This is a genomic window from Mycobacterium sp. IS-1556, assembly GCF_001499985.1.
GTDB lineage: Bacteria > Actinomycetota > Actinomycetes > Mycobacteriales > Mycobacteriaceae > Mycobacterium.
Genome location: NZ_LQIM01000001.1, coordinates 179,013 through 201,485, shown reverse-complemented (window position 1 = coordinate 201,485; position 22,473 = coordinate 179,013). Strand labels below are relative to the sequence as shown.

Annotated in this window: 26 protein-coding genes; 12 read left to right on the top strand and 14 right to left on the bottom strand. The window is 67.1% G+C overall.

What is annotated here, in order from left to right:
* Positions 1-18 precede the first annotated feature (18 nt).
* The 6 genes from AU187_RS00990 to AU187_RS00965 all read left to right on the top strand — a co-directional run bounded on the left by AU187_RS00990 (position 19) and on the right by AU187_RS00965 (position 5,779).
* On the top strand, positions 19-699 hold the full coding sequence (locus AU187_RS00990) for a potassium channel family protein (RefSeq protein WP_059100790.1): 681 nt from the start codon (positions 19-21) through the stop codon (positions 697-699).
* 30 nt (positions 700-729) lie between these two features.
* The gene (locus tag AU187_RS00985) at positions 730-1,308 is read left to right on the top strand and encodes a TIGR03086 family metal-binding protein (protein WP_059100791.1); all 579 of its coding nucleotides are present in this window, start codon (positions 730-732) and stop codon (positions 1,306-1,308) included.
* Positions 1,309-1,417: 109 nt separating this feature from the next.
* A complete protein-coding gene (locus tag AU187_RS00980; protein WP_156425360.1) occupies positions 1,418-2,056 on the top strand; it encodes a sensor domain-containing protein in 639 nt (212 codons plus the stop codon).
* 19 nt (positions 2,057-2,075) lie between these two features.
* Positions 2,076-3,080, top strand: coding sequence for a PHP domain-containing protein (locus AU187_RS00975; protein ID WP_059100669.1), 1,005 nt, complete (start codon positions 2,076-2,078; stop codon positions 3,078-3,080).
* A 102-nt stretch (positions 3,081-3,182) separates the two neighbouring features.
* Positions 3,183-4,511, top strand: a complete 1,329-nt coding sequence (gene fucP / locus AU187_RS00970) for an L-fucose:H+ symporter permease (RefSeq protein WP_059100670.1) — start codon at positions 3,183-3,185, stop codon at positions 4,509-4,511.
* The gene (locus tag AU187_RS00965) at positions 4,508-5,779 is read left to right on the top strand and encodes an ABC transporter substrate-binding protein (protein WP_059100671.1); all 1,272 of its coding nucleotides are present in this window, start codon (positions 4,508-4,510) and stop codon (positions 5,777-5,779) included. Before fucP ends, AU187_RS00965 begins: the two co-directional genes overlap by 4 nt.
* A 19-nt stretch (positions 5,780-5,798) precedes the next feature.
* Here the strand turns inward: AU187_RS00965 and dinB are convergent, their stop codons facing one another.
* Positions 5,799-7,022: a DNA polymerase IV gene (gene dinB / locus AU187_RS00960; RefSeq protein WP_059100672.1), complete on the bottom strand. Its 1,224-nt coding sequence runs from the start codon at positions 7,020-7,022 to the stop codon at positions 5,799-5,801.
* A gap of 20 nt (positions 7,023-7,042) precedes the next feature.
* The gene (locus AU187_RS00955) at positions 7,043-7,690 is read right to left on the bottom strand and encodes a TetR/AcrR family transcriptional regulator (protein ID WP_059100673.1); all 648 of its coding nucleotides are present in this window, start codon (positions 7,688-7,690) and stop codon (positions 7,043-7,045) included.
* Positions 7,691-7,769: 79 nt separating this feature from the next.
* Here AU187_RS00955 and AU187_RS00950 point away from each other — a divergent pair, with 79 nt between their 5' ends.
* On the top strand, positions 7,770-9,245 hold the full coding sequence (locus tag AU187_RS00950; protein ID WP_059100674.1) for a flavin-containing monooxygenase: 1,476 nt from the start codon (positions 7,770-7,772) through the stop codon (positions 9,243-9,245).
* A gap of 7 nt (positions 9,246-9,252) precedes the next feature.
* Here the strand turns inward: AU187_RS00950 and AU187_RS00945 are convergent, their stop codons facing one another.
* The 7 genes from AU187_RS00945 to AU187_RS00915 all read right to left on the bottom strand — a co-directional run bounded on the left by AU187_RS00945 (position 9,253) and on the right by AU187_RS00915 (position 14,935).
* Entirely contained in the window at positions 9,253-10,632 is a 1,380-nt protein-coding gene (locus AU187_RS00945) for a 13E12 repeat family protein (protein ID WP_059100675.1), read from the bottom strand.
* Positions 10,633-10,913: 281 nt separating this feature from the next.
* On the bottom strand, positions 10,914-11,393 hold the full coding sequence (gene rraA / locus AU187_RS00940; protein ID WP_059100676.1) for a ribonuclease E activity regulator RraA: 480 nt from the start codon (positions 11,391-11,393) through the stop codon (positions 10,914-10,916).
* A 9-nt stretch (positions 11,394-11,402) separates the two neighbouring features.
* A complete protein-coding gene (locus AU187_RS00935) occupies positions 11,403-12,155 on the bottom strand; it encodes a MerR family transcriptional regulator (RefSeq protein ID WP_059100677.1) in 753 nt (250 codons plus the stop codon).
* A gap of 45 nt (positions 12,156-12,200) precedes the next feature.
* On the bottom strand, positions 12,201-12,701 hold the full coding sequence (locus AU187_RS00930; protein WP_059100792.1) for a hypothetical protein: 501 nt from the start codon (positions 12,699-12,701) through the stop codon (positions 12,201-12,203).
* Between the two features lie 95 nt (positions 12,702-12,796).
* Complete coding sequence (locus AU187_RS00925) at positions 12,797-13,720, bottom strand: CopD family protein (protein WP_059100793.1); 924 nt, start codon at positions 13,718-13,720, stop codon at positions 12,797-12,799.
* Positions 13,717-14,262 (bottom strand): copper resistance CopC family protein, encoded by a 546-nt coding sequence (locus tag AU187_RS00920; RefSeq protein ID WP_059100794.1) that lies wholly within the window; start codon positions 14,260-14,262, stop codon positions 13,717-13,719. The genes AU187_RS00925 and AU187_RS00920 overlap by 4 nt, the downstream gene beginning before the upstream one ends.
* A 16-nt stretch (positions 14,263-14,278) precedes the next feature.
* Positions 14,279-14,935, bottom strand: a complete 657-nt coding sequence (locus AU187_RS00915) for a DUF6474 family protein (RefSeq protein WP_059100678.1) — start codon at positions 14,933-14,935, stop codon at positions 14,279-14,281.
* A gap of 184 nt (positions 14,936-15,119) precedes the next feature.
* Here AU187_RS00915 and AU187_RS00910 point away from each other — a divergent pair, with 184 nt between their 5' ends.
* Together AU187_RS00910 and AU187_RS00905 are read left to right on the top strand one after the other, a co-directional pair.
* On the top strand, positions 15,120-15,611 hold the full coding sequence (locus AU187_RS00910) for a hypothetical protein (RefSeq protein WP_059100679.1): 492 nt from the start codon (positions 15,120-15,122) through the stop codon (positions 15,609-15,611).
* A complete protein-coding gene (locus AU187_RS00905) occupies positions 15,608-16,771 on the top strand; it encodes a hypothetical protein (RefSeq protein WP_059100680.1) in 1,164 nt (387 codons plus the stop codon). Before AU187_RS00910 ends, AU187_RS00905 begins: the two co-directional genes overlap by 4 nt.
* 51 nt (positions 16,772-16,822) lie before the next feature.
* Here AU187_RS00905 and AU187_RS00900 read toward each other — a convergent pair whose 3' ends face one another.
* The 4 genes from AU187_RS00900 to AU187_RS00885 all read right to left on the bottom strand — a co-directional run bounded on the left by AU187_RS00900 (position 16,823) and on the right by AU187_RS00885 (position 19,428).
* Entirely contained in the window at positions 16,823-17,218 is a 396-nt protein-coding gene (locus AU187_RS00900; RefSeq protein ID WP_059100681.1) for a helix-turn-helix domain-containing protein, read from the bottom strand.
* Between the two features lie 362 nt (positions 17,219-17,580).
* Entirely contained in the window at positions 17,581-18,270 is a 690-nt protein-coding gene (locus AU187_RS00895; protein WP_059100682.1) for a TMEM165/GDT1 family protein, read from the bottom strand.
* A 263-nt stretch (positions 18,271-18,533) separates the two neighbouring features.
* Positions 18,534-19,067: a hypothetical protein gene (locus tag AU187_RS00890; RefSeq protein WP_059100683.1), complete on the bottom strand. Its 534-nt coding sequence runs from the start codon at positions 19,065-19,067 to the stop codon at positions 18,534-18,536.
* An 82-nt stretch (positions 19,068-19,149) separates the two neighbouring features.
* Positions 19,150-19,428, bottom strand: a complete 279-nt coding sequence (locus AU187_RS00885) for a S24/S26 family peptidase (RefSeq protein ID WP_231740382.1) — start codon at positions 19,426-19,428, stop codon at positions 19,150-19,152.
* An 86-nt stretch (positions 19,429-19,514) separates the two neighbouring features.
* On the opposite strand from AU187_RS00885, the gene sodN reads away from it, so the two are divergent.
* Positions 19,515-19,937 (top strand): superoxide dismutase, Ni, encoded by a 423-nt coding sequence (sodN, locus tag AU187_RS00880; RefSeq protein WP_059100684.1) that lies wholly within the window; start codon positions 19,515-19,517, stop codon positions 19,935-19,937.
* A 78-nt stretch (positions 19,938-20,015) separates the two neighbouring features.
* Here the strand turns inward: sodN and AU187_RS25305 are convergent, their stop codons facing one another.
* Positions 20,016-20,171, bottom strand: a complete 156-nt coding sequence (locus AU187_RS25305; RefSeq protein ID WP_156425361.1) for a hypothetical protein — start codon at positions 20,169-20,171, stop codon at positions 20,016-20,018.
* A 439-nt stretch (positions 20,172-20,610) separates the two neighbouring features.
* Between AU187_RS25305 and AU187_RS00875 the strand changes: the two genes are divergently transcribed.
* Together AU187_RS00875 and AU187_RS00870 are read left to right on the top strand one after the other, a co-directional pair.
* Entirely contained in the window at positions 20,611-21,609 is a 999-nt protein-coding gene (locus AU187_RS00875) for a DUF4328 domain-containing protein (protein WP_059100685.1), read from the top strand.
* Between the two features lie 5 nt (positions 21,610-21,614).
* Positions 21,615-22,466: a glycerophosphodiester phosphodiesterase gene (locus AU187_RS00870; protein WP_059100686.1), complete on the top strand. Its 852-nt coding sequence runs from the start codon at positions 21,615-21,617 to the stop codon at positions 22,464-22,466.
* Positions 22,467-22,473: the final 7 nt, after the last annotated feature.

Below are 22,473 nucleotides of genomic sequence, written 5' to 3'. Positions count from 1 at the left end.
GCCGAACAGCGGCCGATGATGCGCGTCGGCATCGCCGGCGCCGGGGCCGTCGGCCGCTCCGTCGCCCAGGAACTGCTCGACTACGGCCACAAGGTTCTGCTCATCGAGCACGACGTACGCCATTACGAACCGCAGACGGTTCCCGACGCCGAATGGCTACTGGCCGATGCCTGCGAGTTGACCTCGCTCGAGGAATCCGGACTGCAGATCTGCGACGTGGTAATTGCAGCCACCGGCGACGACAAAGTGAACCTCGCGGCGTCGCTGTTGGCCAAGACGGAATTCGGCGTCGCCCGCGTGGTGGCCAGGGTCAACGACCTGCGCAACGAGTGGCTGTTCACCGAGGCGTGGGGCGTCGACGTCGCGGTCTCCGCGCCGAGCGCGCTGGTCGCGGCGATCGAGGGCGCCATCGACATCGGCCACGTCGTGCGCTTGATGCAGCTGCGCCACGGCCAGGTGAGTTTGGCCAAACTGACGCTCCCCGAGGGCGATTCGCTGGTCGGGAGCCGGATGCGCGACCTGCCGTTGCTGGAGAACACTGCGCTGGCGATCATCATCCGCGACAGCGGGATCGTGTTGCCTCAGCCCGACGACGTGCTGGAGGCCGGCGACGAAATGCTGTTCCTGACGGGTGGGGCCGCCCACGGCGAAGTCCGGGGCCTGGTGCACGGGGCGATCCATCCGGTGACCGACCGATGAGTTGCGGCGGCCTCGCGGGTCGGTATGGGCATGATTGACCTGACCGCAGCCTGTCGACGCACAGCCGACGTCCTTCGAAACGTGGCCGACGACCAACTGACGGCTCCCACGCCGTGCCAGAAGATGCGGCTGGACGCGCTGATCGCCCACGTTGGTGGGCTTTCGCTGGCGTTCACCGCGGCGGCCCGCAAGGAGTTCGGGCCGCTGACGGACACGTCGCCCACCGAAGCCGCACAGCCGCTGGATGGCGACTGGCGTGCGTCTTATCCGGATCGGCTCGCCGAACTCGCGCGGGCATTTTCAGAGCCGGCGGCCTGGGAGGGTATGACGCGCGCGGGCGGCTTCGACTTTCCCGGTGAGGCGGCCGGCATCGTCGCACTGACCGAAGTGGTGATCCACGGCTGGGATGTCGCGCGGGCCAGCGGGCAGCCGTATGACGTCGATGAGGAAACCGCCGCCGCCGTGCTGCCGCACGTCACCCAGATCGCCGCCGATGACCCGGTGGAGGGCCTGTTCGGCCCGGCGGTGCCGGTCGCCGACGATGCGCCGGTTGTCGACCGTATCGTCGCGCTGACGGGACGCGACCCGCGATGGGTGCAACCGTCCTGAGGTGCGACGGCGGACGACTGGCGCAGGTTCCTCAGGGGACGGCGGTACCGAGTGGTCTCATTTCCGCCAAACCCACTATCGGGAAGGCTATGCCGGCTTGATTCCAAGAGTGATCGTCCTGGGATGCCTTGTCATGCTGTCCGGACTCGCTTGTCAAAGTCACACCGAACCCGATGGTGAGGCCATTGTCGAGCGTCTGCCGCTGAGTCTGGAACAGGTAAAGGAGATCAGCGGGCTCGATAAGTTCTCACGCGAGGTAGACACCGACCAACCAGTCGCGGATGACTACACGCCGGAGGGTCCGTGTCGCGAAATGGCGGATCAGCGCACTGCTTTCGGCGCGAACTGGACCAGCTTCCGGTCCGTCGCGGACTCTGCGGATCTGCCTACCGGTGGTCGCCGACCAAGAAACCCCGGCGCGACTGGGGACGGTGCCACTCCCTTGATCGTGCCCGTGATGGCCACTGTCGTGCAGAACGTGGTCGTCTACCCGGACGACTCCGCCGCGCGAGAAACGTTCGATCGTCGTGTCGCGGCGATGAAGAAATGTGTCGAGCTGAACCTTCCTCACCTCGGCGGGATGATTTCGCAGCCAAGTCGCGACAAAGTGGTCCTGGTCAACGATGGTTTCGTGACGGTCTCCCTCGTCAAGTCGGCGGTCGTGGTCGACGTATCGGTGGTGGCCTTACCCGACGCCGAACGAGTCGCGTCCGAGATCTCCCAGGCGATCGTCGAACGCGTCAACTAGGCCTGTGCACACTGGAGTCATGGATCCCGTCGTCGCCCTCCGGCAGATCGCCTACTACAAGGACCGCGCGCGCGAAGACCCGCGCCGGGTGATGGCCTACCGCAACGCCGCCGACGTCGTCGAAGCGCTCTCCGACACCGAACGCGACCGCCACGGCACCGCGAACAGCTGGCAGTCGCTGCCCGGCATCGGCCCCAAGACAGCGAAGGTGATCGCACAGGCGTGGGCCGGACGCGAGCCGGATGTGTTGACCGAACTCCGCTCCAGCGCCGCCGATCTGGGCGGCGGCGATGTCCGCGCCGCGCTGCGCGGTGATCTGCACGTGCACTCCAACTGGTCCGACGGGTCCGCCCCGATCGAGGAGATGATGCTCGCAGCAAGGGATCTGGGACACGAGTACTGTGCGCTGACCGATCATTCGCCACGCCTGCGGATCGCCAACGGTCTGTCACCTGAGCGGCTGCGCCGGCAACTCGACGTCATCGACCAGTTGCGTGAAACGGTGGCGCCCATGCGGATCCTCACCGGCATCGAGGTCGACATACTCGAGGACGGCTCACTCGATCAGGAGGACGAACTGCTCGAACGCCTCGACGTCGTGGTGGCCAGCGTGCACTCGAAGTTGTCGATGGACGCTCCGTCGATGACGCGGCGCATGCTCAAGGCGGTCGCCAATCCGCACACGGACGTGCTGGGCCATTGCACCGGCCGGCTGGTCACCGGCGGCCGCGGCATGCGGCCCGAGTCGAAATTCGACGCCGAGAAGGTGTTCACCGCCTGTCGGGACAACGGCACCGCCGTCGAGATCAACTCGCGGCCCGAACGCCGCGATCCGCCGACGCGGCTGCTCAACCTCGCCCTGGACATCGGCTGCCTGTTCTCGATCGACACCGATTCGCATGCCCCCGGGCAGCTGGAGTTCCTCGCCTACGGAGCCCAGCGTGCGCTCGATGCCGAAATACCCGTCGAACGGATAGTCAACACTTGGCCGGCCGACGATCTGTTGGCGTGGACCGAATCCTGAGCGCGATTCGGTCCTGCCACAACGGGATACCGGAAATCATCCCGTCGGGGGCAGGAGCCAGCTAGCGTTCGGATGACATCCTCATTGGCGAGAGGTGTCGAGATGGCGACCACTGAGCATGCCGACCAACCGGCTGACGCGCCAGCGGCCACGACGAAGCCCGCCTTGGTCTATCCGAAGATGTGGTTGCTGTTCGGCGTACTCATCTGTTGTTTCACCGCATGGGGCGTGGCCGCCGACCTGACCACACCGATGGTGGCGGGTTTCAAGCGGATTTTCGATATGAGCACCTTCCAGGCCTCCCTGGTGCAGTTGGCCTACTTCGGCGCGTACTTTCTGCTGGCGATCCCGGCGGCGTTGATCAATCGGCGGTTCGGCTACAAAACCGGTCTGCTCACTGGTGTGCTGCTGGCCGCGGCGGGATCGATTGCGTTCTATCCGGCGAGCAAGATCATGACCTACGAAGCGTTTTTGATCGCCCTGTTCGCAATCGCCGCGGGCTGTTCGATCCTGGAAACCTCGGCCAATCCGTACGTCATGTCGCTGGGACCCGAAGAAACCGCGACCCGGCGCCTCAACTTCGCTCAGGCGTTCAATCCGTTGGGCACCAATATCGGTGTGCTGCTGGCCGCGGTGTTCATTCTCCCCCACTTGGACGAACCGGTGAATATGGCCACCCTGACGCCTGCCGAAGAACGCGCCGTCCGCGCCGGTCAGCTCGGCGCAGTGATGGGACCCTACCTGGGTCTGGGATTCGTGTTGATCGCCATCGGATTGGTGATCGCGATCAAGAAGTCCCCGCCGATCGTCGAAGAATACGAATCGGGTGACCTCGCGGGCCAATCGCCCTTGCGCATCCTGCTGTCCAACCGGCGCTACGTATTCGGCGTGGTGGCACAGTTTTTCAATGTTGCGGCCCAGGTCTGCACATGGACATACATCATCCAGTATTCGCAACAGGCGTTGAGCGGGTCGCTGCAGTTGGGTGGCTACCTGCTGCAGGCGAGCCTGATCGTGTTCCTGATCTCCCGGTTCGTGATGACGTGGGTGATCGGACGGATCCGCGCGACGAAAGTCCTCTCCGTGCTGGCGGTATTGGCAGTCCTGCTGTGTGTTTTCGCGATGTTCTCGCCGAATGTGGCCGGCGTTGCCGCCGTCGTCGCGTTGTCGTTCTGTCTGTCGCTGATGTTTCCGACGATCTACGGGGTGGCCCTGCAGGGGCTCGGTCCGGCAACGAAGTTCGGTGCCGCCGGATTGGTCATGGCCATCGTCGGCGGGGCGATCATGCCGCTGGTTCAGGGGTACCTGCTGGATCAGACGAGCCCGGCGATCTCGTTCGTGGTGCCGGCGGTCTGCTTCGCCGTGGTGGCGAGCTTCGCCGTCTTCGATCTCAGGGCGGCACCGCACCCGGTGAGAGAGCGAGCAGCATGAAGCGATACTGGATCCTGGCGCTGGCAGTGCTTCTCGCGGCGTGCGCCGGTGGCGGCAGCGGGGGCAACTTCACCGAGCCGACCGATCGGCTCGAAATCATGTCGTGGTGGGTGTCGCCATCGGAGCGACCCGCATTGGAGGTGTTGGTCAACGCCTTCAAGGCCGACAATCCGGACGTCGAGGTCCTCGGCGGCGCCATCGCCGGTGGCGGCGGCAGCAACGTCCAGATAGCGCTGGCCGAGCGGCTCCGCGCCGGCGACCCTCCCGATGTATGGCAGACATTCATCGGCCGCTCCATGCGCGCCTGGGCCGACGCCGGTCGCATCGCCGACGTGTCCGACGTGTACGAGCGCACCGGCCTGGATGCCACCATGGCGCCGGCCCTGCTCGATGCGGCGACCCATCGCGTCAAAGCATGGGGTGTGCCCACTGGGGCGCATCGCGGAAATGTGTTGTGGTTCAACCGCAATGTGCTGCGCGAGGCCGGTGTCGCGATGCCTGGCCCCGGCTATACGCCGGAGGCGTTCAGCAGCGATCTGGCCAAGGTGGCGGCCAGCGGGACAACGGCGTTGTGTCTGGGCGGCAAGGATCGGTTCGCCGCAACCGAGCTGTTCGAGAACACCCTGCTCGCGGTCGTCGGCACCGACGGCTGGTCCCGGATCAGCGATGATTCCTTTGACTGGCGCGGACCCCAACTGCGACAGGCGCTTACGCGGTTCGGGCAGATCGTCTCCCGAGCCGATCCCGCCGCCGGCGCGCTGACCTGGGATGAGGCGGCGCGGAAACTGGCGGCCGGGCAGTGCGGGTACTTGTCGATGAATGATTCCGTCTACGGGGAGTTGGTGGCCGCCAAGGTCGTCGAAGGCACCGACTTCGGCTATGTGCCGTATCCAGGAACAGCGGGGGCGTATCTGGCGATCGTCGACACGTTCGTGGTGTCGGCGCAGGCGAGTGACGGGGTGAATGCGCTGAAGTTCCTCGAGACGGTGGCTGATCCGCAGGTCTCGTTGGAGTTCAACAAGGTGAAGGGGTCGATCCCGATACGCAACGACGTCGACGTGGCATCGCTGCCGGCCTACCAGCGGCAGGCGTCGGAATCGTTGTGGCACGACAAGATTCTGTTGTCGATCACCCACGGCGAGCTGATGAGCTCCGAGTTCCAGGAAGCGCTCTACGACGCGGTCGCCGGCTTTGTCGGGAGCAAGAACTCGGACGCATTCATCGACACACTTCAGAATTCCGTCCGGGTGCCCGTCCAAGGACGCTGAGCCCCACACGGGCCCCGGCTCAGTCCGGTAGCAGGGGCATCTCGAGGTCGGGGTCACGGCCCAGCAACACGCCTCTTGTGACGGCGGCGTTGCCGTACCGCCGGCGCACCTGGTCGACCGCCTCGTCCACGGCGGTGGTGTCCTGGACCTCCTCGAACGGCAACTCGAGTTGCTGCGCGCCGTCCCGGTCGATGTTGGACACCGCAAAACCGACCAGCGTGAGACCCCGCGCGGCGATCAGCGGAGCCGCCGCGGTGACGAGGCTGCGCGCCGCCTGAAGGATCACCTCCGTCGACGCCGTCGCCCGGGGCATCGTGTGTGAGCGGGTGGCGCGACTGAAGTCGTCGAACCGCAACCGCAACACCACCGTGCGTCCGGTCCGACCGGCCTTGCGCATCCGGCGGGTGATGCGGTCGATCAGGTTGACGACCACGGCGTCGACCTCCGCGGTCGACATCGTGTTCCCGCGCCGGCCAAGCGCCCGTTGCGCGCCGACCGAGCGTCGGCGCACCCCGGTGACGACCCGGCGCCGGTCGATGTTGCGGGACAAGGCGAACAGCCGGCTGCCCATCGCGCCGCCGACCAACGATCCGAGCGTGGATTCGCTCAACTCGGCGACGTCGGCCACCGTCTCGATCCCGTGGGCGCGGAGTTTCTCGGCCGTCTTCGCGCCGACGCCCCACAGCCGCCGCACCGGCAACGGGTGCAGGAAGGCCAGTTCCCGGTCGGGCGGCACGAGAAGCAGGCCGTCGGGCTTGGCCTCCTGGCTGGCGACCTTGGCCAGGAACTTGGTGCGCGCGATGCCGACCGTGATGGGAAGACCCACCTGGTCGCGCACCTGCGCACGCAACCGGGCGCCGATCTCGACCGGCGTGCCCGACACCCGCCACAGGCCGGAGACGTCGAGGAACGCCTCGTCGACCGACAGCGGTTCGACGACGGGCGTGGTGTCGTGGAAGACCTCGAAGACCGCGTGGCTGGCCTCCGAATACGCCGACATGCGCGGTGGCACGACGATCGCGTGGGGGCAGAGGCGACGCGCTTCCCGACCACCCATCGCGGTACGCACGCCGTATGCCTTGGCCTCATAGCTGGCCGCCAGCACGACACCGCCGCCGACGATCACCGGCCGTCCACGCAGCGCGGGTTCGTCGCGCTGCTCGACCGACGCATAGAACGAATCCAGGTCGGCGTGCAGGATCGACGCTTCAGACCGCGTCAACCGACCTTTGGACACGAACATATGTTCGCATCGCGGTGTGACTACTGCGGCGTCTTGCCGTAGATGCTGGTGACCCAGATGTGGGCCAGCGTGTCGACCAGTTGTGCCGCGTCGACGGCGGGCTGCTCAGCGGCGAAGGCCGCGAGCATCGTGCGCTCGTTCATCAAGTTCAGCGACGTGGCGAGGTCATGCGCGGGGATGGTCTCCGGCGCTGCGCCGCGGGCACGCTCGCTTGCGATCGACGCGGTGGTGTGATCGATCCACTTCTGCATGAACCGCGACCACAGCGTGCGCACCTGGGCGTTCGTCGGCCGCGCCGTCGCACCCGCGAGCGTCACCGCGCGATGGGAGCCGAAAGTGCTGAACAAGGCGTTGATGGCTTTCCACACGCCGGCCGGGTCGACGGCGGTGTCCAAACCGCCCATCGCGGCGTCGGCGTTGCGGTCGGCCTCGTTGATCACCTGCTCGACGAGCGCGAGCAGTACGGCGTCCTTGGACGGGAAGTAGAAGTAGAAGGTCGGACGTGAGATTCCGGCACCCTTGGCGAGATCGTCGACCGAGATGTCGGCCAGCGACCGGACCTCGAGCAGCTCCTCGAGCGTCGAGAGAATTGCCTGTTCACGATCGTCGCCCGACGGCCGTGAGGTGCGCCGGGCCCGTGAACCGCGCGGCTGGCTGACAGTGGTCACGTGCGCCTACTTTACACGGTGTTGAGTTTCTCAACACACTGTTGACTGACTCGACGCACCGTTGATACGCTGCCGTACCATGAGCGAACACCTCGACGTCGTCATCGTCGGAGCCGGCATCTCCGGCATCAGCGCCGCCTGGCATCTGCAAGATCGCTGCCCGGGCAAGAGCTACGCGATCCTGGAGCGCCGCGACAACCTCGGCGGCACCTGGGACCTGTTCAAGTACCCCGGTATCCGGTCGGACTCCGACATGTTCACGCTCGGCTTCCGGTTCAAGCCGTGGACGTCGGAGAAGGCGATCGCCGACGGGCCGTCGATCATGGCCTACCTCAAGGAGACGGTGGCCGAGTCCGGCATCGACAAGCGAATTCGATACGGCCACAAGGTGGTCAGCGCGGACTGGTCCGACGCTGACAACCGGTGGACGGTGCGCGTCGAACGTGACGGCGCGGAAGCCGAGATCACGGCTTCGTTCCTGTTCGCCGCGAGCGGCTACTACAACTACGACGAGGGCTACACGCCGGAGTTCGTCGGCCGCGACGACTTCGAGGGCACGATCATCCACCCTCAGCACTGGCCCGAGGACCTGGACTACGAGGGCAAGAAGATCGTCGTGATCGGCAGCGGCGCGACCGCGGTCACGCTGATTCCCGCGCTGGCGAATTCGGGTGCCGGCCATGTGACGATGTTGCAGCGTTCGCCGACCTACATCGGCGCGCTGCCCGACGTGGATCCGTTCACCGTCCGGACCAACAAGACGCTGCCCGAGAAGCCCGCCTATGTGTTGAACCGCTGGAAGAGCATCCTGTTCCAGTCGGCGCAGTACAACATCTCGCGGCGGTTCCCGAACTTCATGCGCAAGACGCTGATGACCATGGCGCAGCGACGGCTGCCCGAAGGCTACGACGTGCAGAAGCACTTCGGCCCCAAGTACAACCCGTGGGACGAGCGGCTGTGCCTGGCGCCCAACGGTGACCTGTTCAAGACAATCCGCCATGGCAAGGCCGACGTCGTCACCGACACCATCGAGCGGTTCACCAAGACGGGTATCAAGCTCGCCTCCGGCGAGGAGCTGAGCGCCGACATCGTCATCACCGCAACGGGTTTGAACCTGCAGCTGTTCGGCGGCGCCACGATCATGCGCAACGGTGAGCCGATCGATCTGCACGACACGATGGCCTACAAGGGCATGATGCTCACCCACATGCCGAACATGGCGTTCACCATCGGCTACACCAACGCGTCGTGGACGTTGAAGGCCGATCTGGTGTCCGAGTTCTTCTGCCGGGTGCTGAACTACATGGACGCCAAGGGCTTTGACACCGTCGAGCCGCAGCATCCGGGCAACAGTGTCGACGAGCGCCCGCTGATGGATTTCACCCCGGGCTATGTGCTGCGTGCACTGGACTATCTGCCCAAGGCCGGACACGTCGCGCCGTGGCGCTTGAAGCAGAACTACCTGCTGGATCTGCGGTTGATCCGGCGCGGCCGGGTCGACGACGAGGCGCTGAAGTTCAGCAAGCACCTCGCTCCGGTGACGGCTTCGGCCTAGTCGCCCGCTACCCGAAGTTCGGCGGGTCCGGGTCGCTGCGGAGGAGTTCCTCCGGATCATGAATGCGGTTGACCTGTGGCGGTGAGGCGCCGTTGGTCCAGGCCAGCCGTCCAGTCTCGGTGATCGTCGTCGCGTAGTGGCCGTCGGTCACGAGTTTGTGGTCGGGCCCGCAGGCGAAGAACAGGTGATCGGCGTCGGTTGGCCCACCCATGGCCCAGCCGGGGCTGTGGTGCACCTCGCTGTGATAGCCCGGTGCGGTGCAGTTGGGCCGGGTGCAGCCGCCGTCGCGGGCGTAGCAGATGATGCGCTGATCTGCGGTGGCCACCCGCTTCTGGCGGCCGAGGTAGAGCGGGCGGTCGCTGTGATCGTCGAACACCGCCAGATAGTGGATGGCATCGCCGGCCATGCGGATCAAGTCACGCATCGGCAAGGCGGTGTTACCGCCGGTGTGCGCCGGCGCGGGCATCGGGACAGCGGGGTCGATCACCGCGTGAGCGGCCCGGTTGAGTTCGGCGAGGGTCGTGCGTGCGATCACCGTCACCGCGTGCCCGCGATGCTGACCCAGCTCACCTGAGGCGATTCCGGCCTTGAGGCCCAGTTTGAGGCCGTCGTGGCAGCGCTGGGCCATGCTGCGGTCGTCCTTGGCGTCAGCCGTCGTGCCGTCGGGCAGGTGGCGGCCCGGCCGCGTCGCAGAGGTGGCGGCCTCCACATAGCAGCGGGTCTCCGGGTCGATCCAGCCGTGAAGCCGCGACATGCCGTCGCGCCCTTGAGGACCCAGCGTGACGCCGCGGCGGCGCTCGCGATCCTTCTCGTCGTAGTCGCCATCGGGGTTGAAGATCGCATCGATCATCTTGGCTGCCGCCGTGACGATCTCGGCGTCACTCTTGATCGCCTCACGCACCAGGCTTGCTTCGACCTCGTCGCGCTCCGCGGCCGACACGCATGAGGGCAGCTTGGCCATCGCTTTGGTGATCGCCTTGAGATGGTCTTCGCCGATCGCCCCGTCAGACACTGCTGCGGTCACCTGTGCCAGTTCAGCCGGCAGTGGCGGGCCACTGATCTGGCGGCGCGGGGTTAGCCGCGCGGCGACCTTCATCCGGCGCTTGATCTCGTTAGGTGGGATGCGCAGCCGCGCCCACAGACGATCCACCGCCGTGAGCGCCATCGCGGGCTCGTCGGGCGGGTCGGCGATCTGACCGAACACCCGATACATCAACCCCCGGTTGCTGCGCTCCTGCGACTCGAGGCGTTCGGCCATCTCGATCCGAAACTCGGTGCCCACTTCATCGGAGGACAGTTCACGCATCCGGGCGTGGGCGTCATCGACCTGGTCCAGCAGCGCGGAAAACTGTTTCCGCGCCGCCGCCCCGGTGATGAATTCGCCCATACCGCAACGCTATCGAACACACACACCAAACCGGATGCCTCGAAGAACCCCGGGAGCGATCTGTGGATCGATCGCCGCTTGGGGATAATCCAGGGCGTCGGCGGCATACAGCGACCAAGATGTCGGAGCCATGTGATAGCGCGCTGCAACAATCCCTAAGTAGCGAGACCCGGCGAGCCCTAAGTAGCGAGTCCCGGCGAGCGCGAGTGGGATACCGCCTCTGTCACGAGCGACGACTGCATCATCTTCTACGTACCGTTGGGGCCCGCGCTGGCAGCCGGTCAGGGAGCGACCACGACGATGCCGTCGTCGTCGCTGTAGAGGATGTGGCCGGGCTCGAACACCACACCGCCGAACTCGACGGGCTGATCCCGTTCGCCCGCACCGGTTTTGCTGCTCTTGCGCGGGTTCGTCCCGAGCGCCTTGATACCGATGTCGAGGGTGCGCAGGGTCGCCGAGTCGCGGACCGCGCCGTTGATGACGAGGCCGGCCCACCCGTTGTCGACGCCGAGGCCGGCGATGACGTCGCCGACGAGCGCCGAGTGCAGCGACCCGTCGCCGTCGATCACCAGCACGCCGCCGTTGCCGGGCTCCGACAACACCGATTTCAGCAGCGCGTTGTCCTGGAAGCACTTGATCGTGGTGACGGGTCCGGCGAACTCCGACCGCCCGCCGAACTGCCGCAGCTGCAGATCGCAGCTGCGGACGTCGGGGCCGATGTCGTCGACAAGGTCAGCGGTGGGGCGGGGGTCGATGCTCACCGCTCGATGCTAGCGATCGGACCTCGCCACGATGATGTCGTGCAGGAACTGCGACAGGCCGGGTTCGACGTCGTCGTAATACCGGGTGAACCGTTCGTCGGCCACATACATCTGCGCCAGGCAGACCTGCATCTCGTGGTCGCAGTCGTAGAACCGTTCGATCGACAACCGGTGCCGCTCGGCGAGCGCATCGGCCTGCGCCGTACCCGGCGTCACGCCGCTGCGCTTGGCCTCGGCCAGCGCCTGCAGCAGCGCGTCGCCTTCGGCCTTGATGTCGATCCAGTCCTGCTTGGTGAACTGCGAAGCTCGCTGCTGCGACTGCTTCCACGCGTCGGTGTCGCCCCAGCGCTCTTCGGCTTCGGCCGCGTACTCCTGGCTATGCGCCGTGGTGCCGAAGATCTCCACCTGTTCCTCGGCGGTCAGTTGAATTCCGCTGCGGTGTGCGCTCATCAGTTCCTCCACTGCCTTGATCGTGTGTTGCAGACGGTCGGCCTGCTCCAGTAACAGTCGGTGTTGTCGCTGGAGGTGGTCGAGCACATCCGCGTCCCCGTCGAGCAGGGCGCGGATCTCCTCGAGGGGCAGTCCGACCGATCGGTACACCAGCACCACGTGCAGCCGTTCGATGTCGGCGTCGGTGTAGCCGCGGTAGCCCGCCGACGTGCGCACGCTCGGCACCACCAGGCCGATGTGGTCGTAGTGGTGCAGGGTGCGCACCGAGACTCCGGTGAGGGCGGCTACCGCGCCGACCGTTTTGGCGTCCATAGCGCCACTATCGACCCTGACGCCGCGTGAGGGTCAAGTCCTCGGTCAGTCGTCGCCGCTACCGCGGCGGATCAGCAGCACGACCAGGATCGCCAGCACACCCGCCGCGATCGCCGCGGCAACCGGCAGCCGCGACGGTTCGGGGCCGATCAACGGCACCGGCGCCGGTCCGGACACCGGGTTACTGGCGCTGGCTACCGTCGACTTCGCTTGGGCGGCAGTAACTTTCGCGGCCGATTCCAGGTTGGTTGCGGTGCCGGCCGGCTCGGGCGCGGGTGCTTTCTTCGCCGGCGCCTTCTTGGCCGGTGCTTTCTTCACGGCTTTCTTCGCCGGTGCCGCTTTCTTCGCGGCCTTCTTGGCCGGTGTCTTCTTGGCGGCCTTCTTCGCCGGGGCTTTCTTGGCAGGCGTCTTCTGCGCCGGCGCCGGAGGGATGAGTGGGTCCGCGGAGGTGCCCGCCGACTCCGCGGCAGCGGGCTGCGGGGTCGACTCATCCGCCGGTGGTGAGCCTTGCGGCTGTTCGTCGGGTCGGCCCTGCTGGTCTGCCATCGGGCTGCTCCTTTGCAGTGTCGTGTCTCCGCCAGGCCGGCCGAGCATGGGAACCGGCAGTGGGTCGATCCCATCATGCCAGGTCGGGTGTGGCGCTAACCCGCGACGGCCAGTCCGGCGGCCAGCGCCAGGGCGATGATCATCAGCGTGGTCTCGACCCGCGCCCGGGTTCGTGACACCACCGCGGAGGCTCGATGGGTCCGCGCGGCGGGCAACCACATCGTGCGGTTGCGCCAGCCGAGGACGACGAGTACGACGGTCGTCGCGATCTTGGCCGACAACAGCCGTCCGTACCCGGTGGCGTACAGCTCGACCGGTGAGGCCATCCGAACCGCGGCCCCCACTGTCCCGCCGATCAGCAGCACCAGCACGCATACCAACGACAACTGCGAGAAGCGCGGCAGCATCCGGGCCCACTGCCCGCGGTGCTCGACGGTGAGCAGCAGCGCCGCCAGCGCGCCGCACCACAGCGCGGCGGCCAGCGTGTGCACCGTCACCGCAACACCACCCAGCGGGCTCTCGGCGAAGTGTCCGGTGAGTTGGCGTGCGGCGATCCCGACCGCCGCGACGCCGGTCATCACGACGTTCGACGACGCGGATCGCCGCACGACCAGGGCCGTGCCACATACGACCGCCGCGGCCGCTGCGGCCAGCACGCCCGTTCGCCCGGCAGCCGTCGCGGTCAGGAAGTCGACCGTTGTCTGCACCCCCAGCCTGCTGACCGGAATCGCGGCGGCCTGCGCGGCCGCCCCGAGCATCCGGGTCAGCTCGGCAAGTAGCCACACCGCCGAGGCGACGGCGAGCGGGCGCGTCGCCTTGGCCAGCAGCTCGCCGCGGTGGCGCTCGCCGTCGAGCATCGGCAACACGGTCAAACCCAGCGTGACGACTCCGGCGCAGTCGGCGAGAACGCGCACCGCGGTCGCACTCAGCGACGCCTGCGGATAAGCCAGCGCCCAGGCCAGGACCGCCGCGGCAACGGCGACCAGCGTTCCGGCGGCCACCGCGCTTCGACGCGTCACGTGCGCCGCCGCACCGCCCACACGATGCCTGCACCGACGATGACGACGGCGCCCACATAGAACGGCCACACGGGAATCGCTTCGTCGGGGGAGTCGGCCGGAGTGGCCGCCGATGGGCCCGGCGCCCCTGGTCCCGCTACCGTCAACCGGAACGACCACGACCCGTTGATCACGTGCCCATCGGCAGACGTCACGCGGTAGTTCACCGTGTAGTTACCGGACGGCCCGAGCGGGCGCACTCCCACGCTGAGAACGGCCCCGTCGACCTGCGGTTCGCCGGTCGACCACAGGTTGCCGTCCGGGCCCACGACGGTCATCGCCGCGAACTGAGCCTGCAGCGCTTCACTGAATGTCGCGGACACCCTCGCCGGGCCCTGGGCCAGTTCGGCGTTCTCCGCCGGGTCCGTGGCGATGCGGGTGGCGTGCGCGGACGCGGTGCCGGCCCCCGCCAGCGCAGCTGCGGCCAGCCAGAGCGTCAGGACCAGGCAAGCCGCGGCGGGTTTCGCCCGGGCGCGAAGGATGGCCCGGGTGATCGATGACATCGACGACATCACGGCCTCAGCTCACGCCGAGCCGGGCCATCAGGTCTGCGTCGATCCCGTCGAGCTGACGTTCGATGGCAGCGTGGGCCGACCGGCGGCGCGGCGTCGGCATGTGTTCGGCGGCGGCGACCGCTGCCGACAGCTCACCGAGGCGCTCGGTGATCGCGGCGACGAACCGCTTGGTCTCGGCGTCCTTCGGCTTCTTCTCGGCGACCAGACGCAACGACTGCTCGGCGCCGGCGATGCGAGCCGACAGCTGGGCGCCGTGGCCGTTGAATTGGCCGATCTGGCTGAGCGGAACGCCGAGGCGGTCGGCGCGGCGTTGATCGACGTAGCCGCGTGCGGTGATGGCGGCGCGGTACGCGAGCGGAACCACGATGGGGGCGAGCAGTCGGGTCACGGTGAGCATCCGGCGAATCCGCGTGGGGGAGAACAACTTGCCTTCACGTGCGGCCTTCAACTGCGTCTCGGCGACCTTGAGTGCGGCCCTGTCGCTGTCGCGCTGCGCTTTCAGCTGAGCCTTCAGGGCTCTGGTCTCGGCGCGGTGCGCGGCCTTGATGCGGCGGGCCTCGTTCTTGGCGTCCAGGCGGGCCTCCAGCTTCGCCTTCGCCTTGATCGCGCGGGCCTCGGCCTTGCGGGTGGCGCGGGTTTTGCGTCGCTTGAACGGGCTCATCCCGGCTGCCTCCCGGTGGTGTTCTCGGTTGTTGACGTCGTGCGGTGCGGGTGTCGGTGCAGCCCAACCCTATCGTTCGACTTTGTTTGGGCAGCCAACGGTCAGTCGCACTTGTGCGAGAATCGACGGGTCGTCGACCGGTTGTCATCAGGCCGAGCCAGGCCGCGGTCGAAAGGGGGGCCTCATGCCAGCCAGCCGCCGTGTCACCCGTGCGGTCGGTGCCGTCCTCGAACTGGCGCCGCGGCAGGGGGAAGTATCGCTGCCCCGGCTCGTCGAGGCCGTCAGCGCGGACCGCGATCGGCCCATCGAGCTCAAGACGGCGGACCTGCCGCCCGGCGTTTGTGGGCAGTGGCGGCAGTACGCCGACCGTGACGTTTTCCTGATCCAGAAGGGGCTGCCGGCGTGGGACCGCACGCTTGCTCACGAACTGGGACACCTGGTACTCGGTCATGACGGCATCCCGGTCGCCCAGGCGGCGCGAGAGACCACGGAGATCGCCAGCTCCGAGCTGATCGGCTACATGCTGAACCAGCGGACCGGATGTATGGGGCCCGCCGGTGAGGAGGCCGAACAGGAGGCCGAGGACTTCGCAGCGCTGCTGCTGTACCGGCTGGGCCGGCTGCCGTCGGACCGCTCGTCCATCGTCCAGGTCCGGCTCGGAGAGGCGTTTGGTTGATCATCTGGGTGATCGCCGGTCTGCTCGGACTGGCCACCGGCCTACGCATCGGCTGGGCGCTGGTCAACAAGCAGAGCCTGGTGAGCACCGCGATGATCCTCGCGTTGGGCAGTCTCGGCGTGATCGCCGCCCTCAACTGGCAGCCGCTGACGCTGCTGATCGACACCTTGCTGCGGTGGCCCAACATCTCCATGGGGCTATCCCAGGTGGCCCTTGTCGCTTGCGCGGCGGGCAGCTGCGTGATGATCACGACCGTCTCCTCGGCACGTAGACCCGCAACGATCCGTAAGGTCGCGATCGCTCAGTACAGCGTGGCCGCGGTGATCGCGGTGGTGAGCCTGGTGAGCTTCTTCGCCGCCGGCCGTCAACCCGAGATGTCGCCGCAGGAGTACCTGCGGCGCAACCTGGACAACGGTGGCTACCCGCTGCCGTGGCTGCTGCCGCTGCTCTACGTGCTGCTGGCGCTGTCGCTGGTGGCATGGGCCGGCCTTCGCCACTCGAACCGCACGCGGCGGGGTCGGGCGTTGTTCGTGTTCACGATCGGCATCGTGCTGATCGTGGCGGCCGCCGGCTTCTTCCTCCTGCGCGCGGCCGGCAGGGGCGGACCGGTGGGCGTGGGAGCAGCGGCGACGCTGTTGGGCTGTGCGATGTTGGTCGTCGCCGCGGGGGCGCTGCTGCCCAGCGTCGAGGACTGGTTCGGCGCCCGGCGCGAGCTGCGGGTGATCCAGCCGATCCTCACCGAACTCGGGCGCCGCCATCCCGACATCGGTATCGGCGTGCGGCCCCGCGGACCGCTCGTGTTCCGGGTGGCGGAGCGGATGTCGCTGATTTCTGACGCGCTGTTCCTGGAAGCCACCGCGGCCGACTACACGCGCAAGCTGCGAGTCGATTCGGCCGGCGCGCCCTCCGGCGACGACGCCGACTCGCAGGAGGCCGAACTCGAGTCGCCGTCGGTGTCGCCGAAGGAGCAGGCCCAAGCGATCGCGGAGTGGATATACGCCGGCAGAGAAGCCGCATCGGAGGTCGAGCAGGCGGGCTTTCCGGGCCTCGGCTGGCTGCGCCAACCCAGCGATTATTCAGACCGCGAGTGGATCCTCGAGATCGCCGAGCAGTACCGCGCGCTCACCCGCCGCGGTGGCGCGGTGACTCGGCCGGCGTAGCTGTTTCCGCTTGACGGATTCGCCGGCTTCGGCGCTCACCGCCCGGTCGGGCTAATCGAGATGCTCGCGGCGGCGCAGCTCATCGACCTTCTGGACGATGTCTTGCTGGGCCTCCGGCGACAGCCCGACAGTGCGTGCGGCAATACGCCGAACACCCTCGTCGCGCATGCTCGCGAGCCAGGTCAGCTCCTTGTCCAGCTTCTCGTAGTACTCGTCGTCGGTGAAGTAGGCCGGCTTGATCCGGAAGAAGTTGGCAAGAGCGGCCATCGTGGCCGCCGAGGGGTTGGTGCGGTTGCCCGAGCGCAGCTGAGAGAGGTATGGCGCAGACATGGTGACGCCCTCGGCCTTGAGCGCCGCGATCACCTCAGCGGAGGTATGTGGGCCGCGTCCCGGCGGGTAGACCGTGTCGAACAGCCGGTTCAGGCGAGCGGCAAACGTCGTGCTCATCGATATGACCTCCACATGGAATAAACGAGCGGTGTATTAGCGGCGTATTTGCTGATCATCGTAGCGAGTGTAGTGGTGTCAACCAAGTGCAAACCAAGGAAAAGTTAACCCGCCCATTCCGTCGGCGCCCCCTTCGGTGGCCGCTCGGACGTGCTCAGAGCGCGCCGGCGCCGCTACCTCACGGTGCGGCGAAGCAAATATTGACGGTAGGGTCGAGCTAGCTTTGCCGACGGAGTGCTCACCGCCGCGACCGAATAGTCGCTGTGCGCCCTCGGCAACGCTGATCTTGAGTGACGAAGCAGAATTCCGAGTTTGCCGATTGTCGAACTCGGCGTCGCGGAAGGATCCGAGAGTGGTTGCCGTCAGGACCGCCGCGACGACGGTTCGAGCGTGTTCGTATCCGCGCGCGCGGCGCGGCTGCGCACCACCCACATCACGACGGCCACAACGGTGACCGAGCTGACGACCGTGGCGGCGACCCACCGCAGACCGAGGGCGCTGTCGAACAGCAGCCACAGACCGAACAGCAGGAACAGCACGCTGGCCAGGCCGTGCAGGAAGCGTTCGGGCAACCGCTTGTGCATCAACCTGCCGGCGGCGATCGCCGCTCCGTCGGCCAGCACCATGCCGGCCGTCGCGCCTATCCAGACGCCGGCCCAGTGGTGGTCGCTGGCCAGGGCGACCGTGGCGAGCATTGTCTTGTCGCCGAGTTCGGCGAGCACGAATGAGGAGACGATCGCAGGCACGACGAAGCGCGGCTCGGCGATCCGCACCTCTTCGCCGTCGTCGCTGCGTTCTCGCCACGTCCACAGCGCGAACAGCAGGAATGCGATGGAAGCGACGAACGCGATCGGGCGCTCGGGAAGGGTCAATCCCAGGAAATGTCCGATCGCCACTGACAGGCCGTGCACCAGCATCGCGGCGATGCCGACGCCCGAGAGCACCACCCACCAACGGTGGCGCAGTGCGTAGGTCATGGTGATCAGCTGCGACTTGTCGCCGAGTTCGGCGACGAAAATGACTGCGAGACTGACCAGGATTGCGGTGAGCATTCGGACGACCCTTTCGACGCGTCGCCGACGGATCGCTTCTCACGCCCATCGGCTTCGGTCGAAGGTCTCGCCCACCACGCCTTCTCGAGGTGCGGTTCGCCGGCCGGGCTTGCGCCAGTATGTCGACACGACGATTGGGGGCTACTCCCCTTCGCTTACTTCACCGACCATAGCTGCAGTCGAGCCGGCGCGCCACCGTCCGCCGAGGTTTCGGGTATCCGAATCCGTCGTTCAGTTGCCCGAATCAAATGCTTCGAAACACCTTATGCCGCAAGGAGCATCGCGAGGATCGCGGTGTCGGGATGGCTGATCGGGTCGACGCCGACTCTGCTCACCATGGACGTCACGGTGCCGTCCGCTTCGGCCTCGACCCAGGCCGCCCGATGTTCGAGACCGAGGTGGGGAAGGCCGGGCAGCAGCACACAACCGGACGCCGCTCCGGTGCACTCCGGCAGGGAGGGAGTGGTCTCCGACGGCGGGTGCAGCATCAACAGCGCCGGTGGTTGGTGCTCGGCGAAATGCCCTGGCGGTACCGCTGATTCGCCGACGACGGTGCCCTCGGCGACGACCAGGCCGACGGTGTTGGGTTCGGGCTCGTCGGGCAACTCCTCGCGCGCACCGAATATCGTTGTGGTGGACAGTAACCCGGGAAGCGACGCCACCCGCACCGCGACCATCAACAACTGGGCCCACTCTTTGGTGGAGTCCGGCCAGCGGCCCGAGATCACGAACCCCTTGAGTGAACCGCGTGAATGGAACGGGGCGACCTCGATCGCCCGGCCGGATCCTCTCTCCATATCGCCTCCGCGCCATCGGTGTTCGCACGCCGATGCGCTCAGGATGCGGCAGAGTCGGCTGGCACGCAAGGGGACACGACTGCTAACGGCTGGAATCGGCGCGCGCGGTCCACACCACCCGGTAGGACGCGGCCGCCGAAATCCAGCCGAACTCATGGGAGTCGGCGGCGCCGGGGGCACGGGGATTGTCCGAGCGGGCTTCGAAGATCGCGTCGCGTCCAGCGCCGTAGATGTCGCCGACCCGCTTCACGAGCCACCGCGTCGAACGCCGCGGATCCTGGAAGACCCGTAGCTGTCCGCGACGAATGCTCTGGCAGCGCATGGCCAGAAGTCCGTCGCCGGGACCGAGCGTCGGGCGCATCGAGTCATCGACGACGCGGAACAGCCGCAGCGGCCAGCGTCGCGGTGTCTGGTTGCGGCGCACCCCCAAAGGGTAAGTTAGGACACATGCTGCATCGAATGTTCACCAACGCCACCCCCGCCCATGCCCATTGCGATCTGTACTGCGGCGTCTACGACCCCGCGCAGGCCAAGATCGACGCGCTTTCCTGCTTGAAAACGATCCAGAAGTATCACGACTCCGACGACGAGCACTTCCGCCAGCGGTGCATCATCATCAAGGAAGAGCGCGCCGAAGAGGTCAAGCATCACTTGATGGTGCTGTGGGCCGACTTCTTCGCGAAGGACCACTTCGAGCAATTCCCCAACCTGCATCAGTTGTTCTGGGACGGTGTGCACGGCGCCGGCGAGGTCAAGAAGTCACTCGACGCCTCCGTCGCCGAGAAGCTGCTCAAGACGATCGATGAGATCGCCGACATCTTCTGGCAGACCGACAAGGGCAAGCAGATGGGCGTCTACCCGCCCGCCTGAGCAACCCGATTCCGTACGTCAAAGAGCCGCCGAGTCACTGACCGGCGGCTCTTTTCGTGTTCGTCGAGCGGCGTCCCGTCAGAACAACACGATGACGGCCAGCACCCCCAACAGCACCAGCGCGATCACGCTGGCCCGCAGAAACGCCATCCACTGAGTGCGGGTGTAGTCATGTGCCGACGACGGCCATTCCGAAGGCGGCATTGCCGAACCCGAACCCATCGAAGACGTCATCAACCCCTCCTGACCTGCATGTTCTGGCGCCTCTCCCCCAGTGAGATCCGTCACAACGTGGAACTGTGACGCCGATCATAACGCCTGTTGTCCCGACGGAAAAATCGGCGGGCCCGCTGACATGGCCCGGTCGGATGGGAGGCGACCGCGCCCTGTCGCGCCATTAGGTTGACTAGGCATTTCGCTCGTCGCAGGGCGGCCTGTTGATGAGGGCATCAGACCCGGGGACGTCTATCCACTGCAATCGGTGCAGGAAACCCAGATTCAGCGGCTCACGCCTGGTTCGTGGCGTCGCCTGCCTGTGGATGAACCTGTGGAATCTGTGGATAGGCCGGAATTGCTGTGACTCCCCGACGGCCTGCGTCCCACCGGGATCGGCGCGGAGGTCGGGCGGGTCGTCGCTACGCTGTCGGGTGGTGAGTGCCAGGCAAGGAGCGACATGATTCAGGTGTGTTCCCAATGCGGAACCCGGTGGAACGTGCGCGACCGGCGCAGGGTCTGGTGCCCACGCTGCAACGGGCCCCTGCTTCCGCCCTCCAGCCCCGGACCGGGCGCCTCCTTCAACACCACGACGACGCCCGCCGCCCCGCCGTCCCGGCCACCCGGCTATCGCTGGATCGCGGTACGCCCGGGCGCACCGCCCGCGCCTCGGCGCCGGAGGCTGGCACTCGGCCCGACGCCGCGCTACGCGACGATCCCGCGGTGGGGTCTGCTGGATCAGGTCGAGCTGGTCGACCATCAGCAGGAGGCGCCGCGCACAGGACCGTCGGCCGCGATGCTCCGTGGCACCCTGCTGGCGACGATGGCGGCCCTGGGCGCCGCGGCGCTGCTCCACCTGTTGCGCTACGTGCTGCTGATTGTCAATCGCTCAGTGCTGTTGCATCCGTGGATCGCCGCGGGTGCGACGTGGCTCGGCGTCGCGGCGAGCGTCATCGCCATGTTCATGGTGGTCGCCAGCCTCATCGTGCTGACCAATTGGCTCGTGGCGCGGCGGGCCGCCGCGTACGCCCACCGGGGGACGACAGACCCCCGGCCGGGGTGGCACCTGCAGGCCGGGTGCCTGCTTCCCTTCGTCAACCTGTTCTGGGCGCCGGTGTTCGTCCTCGAGTTGGCCGGAGTCGAGGAGCGGCTGAGCTGGCTGCGTCGACCGATCGTGGCCTGGTGGCTGGTGTGGCTGGCCAGCTACGTGGTGTCGATCTGGTCGATCGCGACAAGCTTCACCCAGGATGCGCAGGGAATCGCCGACAACACCATGACCACGACGGTGGCTTACCTGCTGGCACTGGCGGCCCTGCTACTCGCCGCGAAGGTCGTCCTCGGTTTCGAGCGGCAACCGGTCGAGCGGCCGACCAAGCGCTGGGTGGTCCTGCCGGAGGATCAGCCGCGGGTGGAAAGTGACGTTCCGGTTGAGTCCCACGGGCAGAACCCGGCAGCATAGGTCGCATGACTGGCGACGCCAAGGCCGCCGACGAAGCGACGCCCGGGCCGACGCTCGGCGGGCATCCGTTCGTCGTGGCGCACCGCGGCGCTTCGGCCGACCGTCCGGAGCACACGCTCGCGGCGTACGAGTTGGCATTGCAGGAGGGTGCCGACGGCGTCGAGTGTGACGTGCGGCTGACCCGCGACGGCCACTTGGTGTGTGTGCACGACCGCAAGGTCGACCGGACGTCGAACGGGACCGGGCTCGTCAGCGACATGACGCTCGCGCAGTTGCGTGAATTCGATTACGGCGCATGGCATCCCAGCCATCACGGCGACGGTACGCACGCGGATACGGGCTTGCTGACGCTCGACGAGCTGGTTTCGCTGGTGCTGGATTGCAACCGGCCGGTCAAGCTGTTCATCGAGACCAAGCACCCGGTCCGTTTCGGCGCGCTGGTGGAGAGCAAGGTGCTGGCGCTGCTGCACCGGTTCGGGATCGCCTCTCCCGCGTCGGCGGATCTGTCGCGCGCGGTCGTGATGTCGTTCTCGGCGGCCGCGGTCTGGCGGATCCGGCGGGCGGCACCGATGCTTCCGACGGTGTTGCTCGGCGAGACGTCGCGGTATCTGGGCGGCAGCGCAGCCACCACCGTGGGCGCCACCGCGGTGGGGCCCTCGATCGCGACCCTTCGCGAACATCCCGAGTTGGTGGACCGGGCGGCCGCGCAGGGCCGCGCGCTGTACTGCTGGACGGTCGACCATTTCGAGGACGTGCAGTACTGCCGCGAGCTCGGCGTGGCGTGGGTCGCGACCAACCACCCGGGTCGTACCAAGGACTGGCTGCAGAACGGGCTGGCCGGGGCCGGCCGGGACTAGACCGCGG

Bases quoted from the DNA above. Each gene is read 5' to 3' on its own strand.
- AU187_RS00945 (WP_059100675.1), bottom strand. From the start codon at position 10,632: ATGGGCGAATTCATCACCGGGGCGGCGGCGCGGAAACAGTTTTCCGCG.
- AU187_RS00910 (WP_059100679.1), top strand. From the start codon at position 15,120: ATGCCAGCCAGCCGCCGTGTCACCCGTGCGGTCGGTGCCGTCCTCGAA.
- AU187_RS00975 (WP_059100669.1), top strand. From the start codon at position 2,076: ATGGATCCCGTCGTCGCCCTCCGGCAGATCGCCTACTACAAGGACCGC.
- fucP (WP_059100670.1), top strand. From the start codon at position 3,183: ATGGCGACCACTGAGCATGCCGACCAACCGGCTGACGCGCCAGCGGCC.
- AU187_RS00870 (WP_059100686.1), top strand. From the start codon at position 21,615: ATGACTGGCGACGCCAAGGCCGCCGACGAAGCGACGCCCGGGCCGACG.
- AU187_RS00900 (WP_059100681.1), bottom strand. From the start codon at position 17,218: ATGAGCACGACGTTTGCCGCTCGCCTGAACCGGCTGTTCGACACGGTC.
- AU187_RS00950 (WP_059100674.1), top strand. From the start codon at position 7,770: ATGAGCGAACACCTCGACGTCGTCATCGTCGGAGCCGGCATCTCCGGC.
- AU187_RS00875 (WP_059100685.1), top strand. From the start codon at position 20,611: ATGATTCAGGTGTGTTCCCAATGCGGAACCCGGTGGAACGTGCGCGAC.
- AU187_RS00930 (WP_059100792.1), bottom strand. From the start codon at position 12,701: ATGGCAGACCAGCAGGGCCGACCCGACGAACAGCCGCAAGGCTCACCA.
- AU187_RS00885 (WP_231740382.1), bottom strand. From the start codon at position 19,428: ATGCGCCCGACGCTCGGTCCCGGCGACGGACTTCTGGCCATGCGCTGC.
- sodN (WP_059100684.1), top strand. From the start codon at position 19,515: ATGCTGCATCGAATGTTCACCAACGCCACCCCCGCCCATGCCCATTGC.
- AU187_RS00990 (WP_059100790.1), top strand. From the start codon at position 19: ATGCGCGTCGGCATCGCCGGCGCCGGGGCCGTCGGCCGCTCCGTCGCC.
- AU187_RS00935 (WP_059100677.1), bottom strand. From the start codon at position 12,155: ATGGACGCCAAAACGGTCGGCGCGGTAGCCGCCCTCACCGGAGTCTCG.
- AU187_RS25305 (WP_156425361.1), bottom strand. From the start codon at position 20,171: ATGACGTCTTCGATGGGTTCGGGTTCGGCAATGCCGCCTTCGGAATGG.
- AU187_RS00985 (WP_059100791.1), top strand. From the start codon at position 730: ATGATTGACCTGACCGCAGCCTGTCGACGCACAGCCGACGTCCTTCGA.
- AU187_RS00890 (WP_059100683.1), bottom strand. From the start codon at position 19,067: ATGGAGAGAGGATCCGGCCGGGCGATCGAGGTCGCCCCGTTCCATTCA.
- dinB (WP_059100672.1), bottom strand. From the start codon at position 7,022: ATGTTCGTGTCCAAAGGTCGGTTGACGCGGTCTGAAGCGTCGATCCTG.
- AU187_RS00915 (WP_059100678.1), bottom strand. From the start codon at position 14,935: ATGAGCCCGTTCAAGCGACGCAAAACCCGCGCCACCCGCAAGGCCGAG.
- AU187_RS00895 (WP_059100682.1), bottom strand. From the start codon at position 18,270: ATGCTCACCGCAATCCTGGTCAGTCTCGCAGTCATTTTCGTCGCCGAA.
- AU187_RS00920 (WP_059100794.1), bottom strand. From the start codon at position 14,262: ATGTCATCGATCACCCGGGCCATCCTTCGCGCCCGGGCGAAACCCGCC.
- AU187_RS00965 (WP_059100671.1), top strand. From the start codon at position 4,508: ATGAAGCGATACTGGATCCTGGCGCTGGCAGTGCTTCTCGCGGCGTGC.